The organism is Georgenia sp., from assembly GCF_054605595.1.
In genome coordinates this window covers 1-4,764 of sequence record NZ_JBTSDU010000178.1, presented here as the reverse complement: position 1 = coordinate 4,764, position 4,764 = coordinate 1, and the positions used below count along the sequence as shown (strand labels likewise).

Sequence of the window (4,764 nt, the reverse complement as noted above, 5' to 3'; positions counted from 1 at the left end):
CGCCCGGACCCTCCTCGGCTCCTACGAGAAGCGCCTCGAGGAACAGGACCGGGCGCACGTTCGCGCGCAGGAGACCCACGCGAACGTGGTGAAGCTGGGGCTGCAGACGACAGAAGCCGTAGCGGTGCTGGGGGAGGCGGTGGAACTCGTCACCCGGAGGGACCCGTGAGCGTGCGCAAGAAGCTCGACCAGCTGCAGGAGAAAATTCAGGAGGCGCACCGCCAGGTGCAGGAGGACCTGGCGAAGACCTCGAACACCGTCACCCAGGCCACCGCGCGCATGCGGGCCCGGCTCGAGCGCGCGAGTAGGCGGAACGCCGATTCGCACCCGGCGCTGAAGGCGGTCACCCAGTGAAGATCCACCACCTCGAGCGCGCGAAGGGCGTGCACCCGCGAATGCTGGTGCTGCTGCAGGAGTGGCTTAAGCGAGGCACCTTCCAAATCGTCGTGGGGTACCACGGTGGGCTGCGAACCGACCCGGCCGTGCAGTCGATGCTCTCCGGTGGCGGCATGTCGGCGGCCAACAACCTCCGCATCACGCCGCATGGGCGGGGCGGCGCGCTCGACCTCTGGCCGCTGACCTTCCTCGACCACGTTCCCGCGTCGTGGGGAGGTCACGCCCACCGGTGGAGCTCGTGGGAGGAGCTGCCGTCTCTGGTGATCGAGCAGTTCGGCGCCATCGTCACCTTCTCGGAGGCGCTGGGCTTCACCGCCGGCGCGAGGTGGCGGAGCAAGAGCTACGCGAACGGTGACAACCCCCACCACGAGCTCCACGACTGGCAGCGCCTGCCCTTCCCCGCTCCCACCTACGAGTTCCCGGCTGACCTGGCGGCCGCGCTGTGAAGCCGCGCAAGCCCTTCACCGCGCCGCGCCAGCGCCCGCCGAAGAACGCCAAGATGCCATGCGCCGCCTGTCGGTGCTGCGGGAGCGGCCGGAGGTGACCCCCGAGCTGCTCGAGCGCTTCGAGCGCAGCTGGCCGTGGGTCCTCGCCCTCGTGCTGATGGGGGTGGGCGCGTTCTCAGCCGGCCGCTTCTCCGCGCCGCGCCAGGTGGAGACCCGAGAGGTGGAGAAGCTGGTCTTCCGCGACCTGACCGTCGAGGACCTCACCAAGGGCATGACCTTCACCAAGACCGTCACAAAGACCGTCTGGCGCAACGTGGAGACGAAGCCCGATGGCACGGTGGTGGACAGGTCGATCGAACGCGAGGGGGGCACGGAGGCCTCGACAACCACCGAAGCCAGGCGCACCACCGAAGAGCACACGGGGGAGCGCGAGACCGAGAAGACCAGCACCACGACCCTGCAGCCGAGCTGGCGCGTGGGGCTCCAGGTGGGTGCCAGCCTCCGGCCGCCTGCCCTGCCAATCACCGGGCCGCTCGTCATCGGCGCCTCGGTCGAGCGGCGCATCGTGGGGGGCGTGAGCGCGGGGCTCTGGGCGAACACCGTGGGCGCTGGTGGCGCGTCGCTCAGCGTCGAGTTCTGAGCCGTGCGAGACAGCGGAGGAGCTCGCGCTCGGGGACGTGGTGCCAGACGAGCTGACCTCCCTCGCGCACTGTCTCCACCCGCAGTCCCGTGGCTCGCCACGCGCCGAGCACGCGGTACACCGTGCGCCGGTGGAGCCCGGTGCTTTCGGTCAGCTCCTCTACCGTCGAGTGGCCGCGCGTGAGGTGAGCCAGCAGCAGGAGTCCGTCGCGCAGCAGGCCACCTCGCGGCCGCGGGCGGCGGGGTGCAGCAGACTTAGGGCGCGGCATCGATCACCTCACGCCACCCGAGACGCACGCGGCCAGCTCGCCGCCACCACTCGCGCACCGAGATGCCTTCCCTCTCGGCCGCCACCTCGACGGCGGCCAGCATCACTGCGGGGGCAGAGAGCAGCACCGTCTTCTCGGCCAATTTTGCCGAGGGGCGGCCCGCGGGATTGTTGCTGCGCCTTCGTCTCGCCATCTCGCCACCCCGGCGGAGCCAGGGGGATGAGACGACGGGCGAGCCGTTGCGGGCTCGCCAGTCGCTGCCGGGTGCGGACACCGTCGCCCGGCGCGGTGCCCGCCTCACGAGGAGCGCGGGCGGGACCCCATCAGGCGATGATCCCGGACTCCAGGGCCGCGTCGAGCTCCACCAGCTCGGCGGACGTGCACGCCGCGCGGTGCTCGGCCAGCCTCTCGAGCCGCGCCTGGGCCTTGGCCGCCGAGCACCACGAGGAGAGGTACCGCTCGCCGTCGGCCAGTGCCCGGAGGATCTGAGCGGGCGTGGGGAGGATGTCGGGGTTCGCCACCTGCCCGTGCGAGCCGCTGCGAGCGCGGCCGCGCCAGAGCAGCACGACGACCCGGCCCTCGGCAGCCACCACGCGGAGCTCGTCGGTCTCGGCGGCGTAACCGTAGGAGTTCGGCACGCCCCCGCCATGATCGGCCGAGTAGCGCACCTCGCCATCGGTCCCCTTGGCGAGCGTGCCCCACTCGGTGTCCTCGCAGCCGTCGGCGTAGCGACGCACCAGATCCGTCCCGTCGGCGAGCGTGCGCGCCTTGGCGCGGGGCCCGCGCGTGTCGAGGAGCGTCACGACGCCAGCAGGCAGCTGGCGGAGTGCCTGGAGCACCGACTGCGCCTCAGCCTCCCGGGCGGCGATGCGCTCGGCGGTGGCGCACACGGTCCCCGCGCGGTGCCGCTTGCCGCAGATGCACGGGGTGGTCTTGCTGGTGTTGCTGGTGGTCTCGGTCATCATGTGCTCCTCGTAAATGCGGCGTCCCCGCCGCCCCGCCGCGTCATGCGGCGGTGAGATATAGATAGCGCAGTCAGCGCAGGACGCAAGCTCTCGATATCGAAAATCGACAGACGCGCCGCGTCAGATAGCGATATCCGTAAGTTACGCGGTCTTTCGCCACAGCTGCCCCTCGGCGCCGGCGAGCTGCGAGCGCACCATCTTCTCAACGCCAGGGGAGAGCGGCCACAGCCCCTGCTGACCGCGCTCGGTGGGTGCCGAGAACAGCTGCAGCTGGCGCACGTTGGAGAGGACCCAGCCGATGGGGCCGACCCACCACACGCGCTGGGCCTCGGGCAGGTCCTCCCGGCGGCGCACGATGCCGGCGAAGGTGACGACGGCGATGATCCTCCCCCGGCCGTAGGTGCCGGAGAACTCGTGCGCGGTGGGAGCCGGCATCTCATGCCCCATCGAACGCACGGCCGTGCGCACGTGGAAGAAGTCCTCGCGCGAGGGGATGTGCGCCCCGCCGTGAATCGCGAAGTCATCGCCTTCCTTCAGGCGTTTCCAGCTGGGTGCCCACCCGCGGTTCTCGATCAGCTTGAACCCCGCCCCGATACACCACCCGTACGGCTGCCACACAGTAAGCGCGTCCACTGCTGCTCCCTTCCTGCCCCCCGAGTGGAGAAAAAACCCCAGCGCGCGGTGGGGGGGGTACAGCGCGCTGAGGCGAGCTCGCCCTGCCCCTCCCGGAGGGGCGAGCTCACAGTTCAGAGACAGACCTCCCGGCGCTCTTGCTCCTCGCTGAGCTCCGCCAGGTCGCGCTGGAGGCGCGCCACCGCGGCGTCATCGTCGAGGCCGGCCAGGCGGCGCACCTCGTGCTCGAGCTGGGCCTTCGCGTCGACGAGCTGCTCGTTCGTCAGCTTGCCCACCGGGCTCCCCGCCAGGGCGCCCGCGGAGAGGCAGTGGGTGCCGATGGCGGCACGGACCAGCTTCCTCGCCCGCCGCTTCATCGGGGGAACTCCCGCACGCGGAGGTCCTCGGGCCACTCAGCCGGGTCGCCCCCCGCCTTCGCCTTCAGCCACATGCGCACCGTCCCCGGAGGCGCTGTGTCGCGGCGAGGGTCTGGCTGCATGCGGTTCTCGAAGCTGTTCGGGTCGCGCCACCGCTCCACCGAAACGCAGGGCACGGCGCCGAGCTGCTTCACGAACGGGCGGACACCACTCCCGCGGCACTGGCGCACCAGGTCGCGGGCCCAGTCGAGATCGAACGGCCGCGCACTCGGGCCGCTCTCGCCGCCGATAACTGTCCAGTCGATTCCTGCGCGCGCATTCACGGGGAGCCCAGAGTGCAGCCACCGCGCGAGCGACAGATCCAGCGGTCCGATCAGGGGTTCGCAGGAGAGCCACCGCAGGGCCGCGGGCGTCTCGAGCAGGTGTGGAATGCGCTCCTCGGCCGCCTGCTGGTTCTCGACGCTCACCCCCAGCCACACGTTGGCGTGCGGGAACTTCGTGGGGTCGCTGATGCCGACGATCCCACCGTGCTTGCGCGGAAAGTCCTGCCGGAACGCATCGGCATGGTCGAGCACCAGCCGGTAGAAGCGGGGGGAGGTGAGCACCTCGCGCATGCGCGTCGCGCGCTTCGTGAGCACCTGGAACGTGTGCTGGTGCGCCAGGTACATCACCGCGAAGACCCGAGCGATCTGCTCGTCGGAGAGCTTCTCGTGGAAGAGGTCGCTCATCGAGTTCACGAAGATGCGCCGCGGGCGGGTCCACCGGAGCGGGTCAGCCATGTGGTCGTCGACCACCGTGATCGCGCCGGTCCACCGGGGGCCGGCCGACGTGCGCCTGACCAAGCCCTCGTAGGCCAGGCCGGGCCCGCTGAACCGGGCGGCCACCCCCTCCGCGTAGCAGTTGCGGCAGCCCTCGCTCACCCGGGTGCAGCCGCGAATGGGGTTCCACGTCGCGTCGGTCCAGGCGATTCCACCGTCTCGTTGATCCGCCATGTCAGGCCGCCTCCCGGCGCTCAGGCACTTCGACCTCGAGGCCGATGGTCGAGAGGCACTCACAATAA

At 70.8% G+C, this 4,764-nt stretch carries 9 protein-coding genes; 3 read left to right on the top strand and 6 right to left on the bottom strand.

Annotated features, from left to right (window positions below):
• Window positions 1–165 precede the first annotated feature (165 nt).
• Genes ACYC1Z_RS14270 through ACYC1Z_RS14260 form a run of 3 tightly spaced genes read left to right on the top strand, consistent with a single transcriptional unit; the run spans window position 166 to window position 1,482 of the window.
• Complete coding sequence (locus ACYC1Z_RS14270) at window positions 166–354, top strand: hypothetical protein (protein ID WP_461410183.1); 189 nt, start codon at window positions 166–168, stop codon at window positions 352–354.
• The gene (locus tag ACYC1Z_RS14265; RefSeq protein WP_461410182.1) at window positions 351–842 is read left to right on the top strand and encodes a M15 family metallopeptidase domain-containing protein; all 492 of its coding nucleotides are present in this window, start codon (window positions 351–353) and stop codon (window positions 840–842) included. Before ACYC1Z_RS14270 ends, ACYC1Z_RS14265 begins: the two co-directional genes overlap by 4 nt.
• Window positions 843–900: 58 nt before the next feature.
• On the top strand, window positions 901–1,482 hold the full coding sequence (locus ACYC1Z_RS14260) for a hypothetical protein (RefSeq protein ID WP_461410181.1): 582 nt from the start codon (window positions 901–903) through the stop codon (window positions 1,480–1,482).
• Here ACYC1Z_RS14260 and ACYC1Z_RS14255 read toward each other — a convergent pair.
• From ACYC1Z_RS14255 to ACYC1Z_RS14230, 6 genes are all read right to left on the bottom strand, one after another.
• Window positions 1,466–1,750, bottom strand: a complete 285-nt coding sequence (locus ACYC1Z_RS14255) for a helix-turn-helix domain-containing protein (protein WP_461410180.1) — start codon at window positions 1,748–1,750, stop codon at window positions 1,466–1,468. The two genes, ACYC1Z_RS14260 and ACYC1Z_RS14255, sit on opposite strands and share 17 nt — an antisense overlap.
• Window positions 1,737–1,943 carry a hypothetical protein gene (locus ACYC1Z_RS14250; protein WP_461410179.1) on the bottom strand — a complete coding sequence of 69 codons (207 nt, stop codon included), beginning with the start codon at window positions 1,941–1,943 and terminating at the stop codon, window positions 1,737–1,739. Before ACYC1Z_RS14250 ends, ACYC1Z_RS14255 begins: the two co-directional genes overlap by 14 nt.
• A 130-nt stretch (window positions 1,944–2,073) precedes the next feature.
• Entirely contained in the window at window positions 2,074–2,712 is a 639-nt protein-coding gene (locus ACYC1Z_RS14245) for a hypothetical protein (protein ID WP_461410178.1), read from the bottom strand.
• Window positions 2,713–2,856: 144 nt separating this feature from the next.
• Window positions 2,857–3,348, bottom strand: coding sequence for an ASCH domain-containing protein (locus ACYC1Z_RS14240; protein WP_461410177.1), 492 nt, complete (start codon window positions 3,346–3,348; stop codon window positions 2,857–2,859).
• A 113-nt stretch (window positions 3,349–3,461) separates the two neighbouring features.
• A complete protein-coding gene (locus ACYC1Z_RS14235) occupies window positions 3,462–3,704 on the bottom strand; it encodes a hypothetical protein (RefSeq protein ID WP_461410176.1) in 243 nt (80 codons plus the stop codon).
• The gene (locus ACYC1Z_RS14230) at window positions 3,701–4,696 is read right to left on the bottom strand and encodes a DUF5131 family protein (protein WP_461410175.1); all 996 of its coding nucleotides are present in this window, start codon (window positions 4,694–4,696) and stop codon (window positions 3,701–3,703) included. The genes ACYC1Z_RS14235 and ACYC1Z_RS14230 overlap by 4 nt, the downstream gene beginning before the upstream one ends.
• Window positions 4,697–4,764 lie beyond the last annotated feature (68 nt).